This window comes from Allofournierella sp. (genome assembly GCF_017889395.1).
Taxonomy (GTDB): domain Bacteria; phylum Bacillota; class Clostridia; order Oscillospirales; family Ruminococcaceae; genus Allofournierella.
This window is the reverse complement of record NZ_JAGHKE010000140.1, coordinates 1-2,712: the sequence shown is the minus strand read 5'-3', so window position 1 is coordinate 2,712 and position 2,712 is coordinate 1. Positions and strand designations below refer to the sequence as shown.

At 59.9% G+C, this 2,712-nt stretch carries 2 protein-coding genes, 1 pseudogene and 1 riboswitch; of the genes and pseudogenes, 2 read left to right on the top strand and 1 reads right to left on the bottom strand.

The genetic code is table 11. The features are described from left to right. Positions 1-593, bottom strand: a pseudogene (locus tag J7G73_RS12735) (M3 family oligoendopeptidase); the annotation flags it as partial. A 137-nt stretch (positions 594-730) separates the two neighbouring features. Here J7G73_RS12735 and J7G73_RS12730 point away from each other — a divergent pair. Beyond that, positions 731-1,663, top strand: a complete 933-nt coding sequence (locus J7G73_RS12730) for a DMT family transporter (RefSeq protein ID WP_291246539.1) — start codon at positions 731-733, stop codon at positions 1,661-1,663. Positions 1,664-1,720: 57 nt separating this feature from the next. Further along, positions 1,721-1,822, top strand: a riboswitch (THF riboswitch). A 115-nt stretch (positions 1,823-1,937) separates the two neighbouring features. Then, complete coding sequence (locus J7G73_RS12725; protein WP_291246538.1) at positions 1,938-2,510, top strand: folate family ECF transporter S component; 573 nt, start codon at positions 1,938-1,940, stop codon at positions 2,508-2,510. The last annotated feature ends 202 nt before the right edge of the window (positions 2,511-2,712 follow it).

The window sequence follows — 2,712 nt, the reverse complement described above, 5'->3', positions numbered from 1 at the left end:
ATCTCGTCCAGCTCTTCCCGGTTGTCATCAAAGAAGCGGCCATCCGCCTCAAAGGCCGCCTTGCGCACCGCCCGGTCCAGGCTCTGCTTGTAGGGGCCCATCTCGGGCAGAGTCAGGCTCTTGCCGTCGAACTGCACCTGACCGCCCGCATACAACTTCTGGTAGCGGCTGGCCAGAGCGTTCTCCTGCTGCATCAGCTCCAGCACTTCCTCGCTGGCGCTGGCGGCAGCAACCTCCATCTTCTGCAGCAGGATCTCGCCGTACTCCACCGCAAGGCCTTCCTTGTGGGGGCTGGCCAGCAGTGCCCGGTACAGCGCCAGCTGAGCGTTGCCCACACCGGGAGTCTCCCGGTCAAAGAAGTCATTTTCCACATCATAGAATTCATCCCGGGTGTCCAGCGTGTGACGGATCTGCGCCAGGCGCGCCGCCGTGCTGAATTCATCGTCCAGCTTGGTGTGCTCTTTAAAGATGTCCGCCAGTTCCCGGCCGCTTTCTGCTTTTTCGGCCCGGGCGGTGAGCTGCCGGTAGGCCTCGGTCACCCGCTGCACATCCGGACGGGTATATTCCATCTCGCTGAATTTGCAAACTGCCATAGTCTTATTCCTTTCCGGCCTTTTTGCAAAGGCCCGCCGCAGCTGCCCCGGCAGGGGGCAGACGGCTTTACTTTTTCCTGATAACATTTTATACTTTTCCAGTGGATATTTCAAACCCTGAAAGGTGTATTGTATTTATGAAAGAGTCTTCGTTCCTTTCCCGCCCCGCAGTGGCTGCCGCGCTGGCCCTGATCCCCTGCTTTCTGTGGGGCAGCGCCGCCCCCTGCATCAAGATCGGCTGCCAGCTGTTCCAGCTTGCCTCCAACGATATCCCCGGCCAGCTGGTGTTCGCCGGAATTCGTTTTACCATCGCCGGGCTGATGGTCATTGTTTTTGCCAGCATTCGTGCCCGCCGTCTGGCGGCCCCCAGCAAAGCCACTCTGCCCATGGTACTCAAGCTGGGCTGCGTGCAGACCATTCTGCAATATGTGTTTTATTACGCCGGTGTGGCCAACACCAGCGGGGTGAACGCAGCCATCATCACCGCCACCAACACCTTTTTCTGCATTTTGCTGGCCACACTGGTGTTCCGCTATGAGGCTCTCACCGCCCAAAAGCTGATCGGCTGTGCCGTGGGCTTTGTAGGGGTGGCGCTCATCAATCTGAGCAGCTCCTCCGGCGGACAGGGCGGTCTGCTGGGCGACGGCCTGGTGCTCATCGCCGCCATTGCCTACGCCTTTTCCAGCGTGCTGGTGAAGCGCTACTCCCAAAGTGAGGACACCTTCGTGCTCTGCGGCTGGCAGTTTCTGTTCGGCGGTGTGGTCATGACCCTGCTGGGCCTCGTGCTGGGCGGGCGGCTGGCCGCACCCACCCCGGCTTCGGCAGCGCTGCTGGTCTACATGGGCTTTCTGTCCGCGGTGGCCTACTCCCTGTGGTCGGTGCTGCTGGCCCATAACCCGGTGGCCCGGATCTCGGTGTTCGGCTTTATGAACCCGGTGTTCGGCGTGCTGCTCAGCGCCCTGCTGCTGGGCGAGGGCGCTGCAGCCTTCCGCCCCCAGGGGCTGGCGGCGCTGGCGTTGATCTGCGCAGGCATCCTGGTGGTAAACAAGGCCGCAAGCCAGAAAGACTGACTTTAAAATTGGTTTTCGGGGCTTGTTTTCTCTTTGCGGCGGGTCTATAATGGAGCGTGCAGAGTAAAAGCCTGTGCGTCAAGTGCCAGCCCGACGGGGAGTTGCGGGCCGGACGAAGAAGCACTCCGCTTCGCGGTACAGGCTTTGCATCCCGCTGCTGCATAAACGAAGCGTGTGCAGGCAAATGCGGGGCGCAGTGCCCTTGCCGCGCTGTGTCCTTTTTTGTATTCTCACCTCCTTTTGTGCGGCATTCGCATCAAAAGGAGGTTTTTTCATGTCCAAAATCAAACAGCTCTTTCAGGATTCCGCCGCCCGGTTCCACCAGCCCCGTACCCTGGCGGTGGTGGCACTGCTCATCGCGCTGAACATCACGCTGGATGCCCTGAACATCCGGCTGCAGCTCACCCCTCAGCTGCGCATTGGTTTCGGCTTTCTGACCAGCGCCATGGCCGGCATGCTGTTCGGCCCCGCGGTGGCCATGACCGCCGGAGCCGCCAGCGATTTTCTGGGCTGGGTGGTGAACAACGGCGGCGGTGCTTATTTCCCCGGCTTTACCCTTACCGCCATTCTTGCCGGAATGATCTGGGGTCTGGCCCTCTACCGCCAGCCCCTGCGCTGGCACCGGGTGCTGGCCGCCAAGCTGAGCATCAACATTCTGCTGAATATCTTCTTGAACAGCTTCTGGCTCTATCTGTATTATGGCCAGAATTTTCAGCTGGCCACCCTGCCGCTGCGCATCGGCAAAAATCTGGTGCTGCTGCCGGTGGAGATCCTGCTCACCCTGTTTGTGGGCCGCGTGGTGCTGCGGGTGGAGCAGCAGAGCGTTTACAACCGGGGCAGACAGTAACACCCCGCACAAAAGAAAAGAAGGAGCTCTCCCCGGGCTGAACTGCACCCCATTTGTTAGACAGTATGATATACTGTCTAACAAATGGGGTGCAGTTCAGTTCACGGGGACACTCCCTGTTTTTTATTGTTCTTCGCCACTCTCCTCTTTGGGCGGGGTGTAGGGCTCGGTGGTGAAAAAGCCCAGCTTGCTCTCGATCTCC

What these genes read in the sequence shown, in the direction of transcription:
- J7G73_RS12730 (WP_291246539.1), top strand. Translation starts at nt 731, where the DNA reads ATGAAAGAGTCTTCGTTCCTTTCCCGCCCCGCAGTGGCTGCCGCGCTG.
- J7G73_RS12725 (WP_291246538.1), top strand. Translation starts at nt 1,938, where the DNA reads ATGTCCAAAATCAAACAGCTCTTTCAGGATTCCGCCGCCCGGTTCCAC.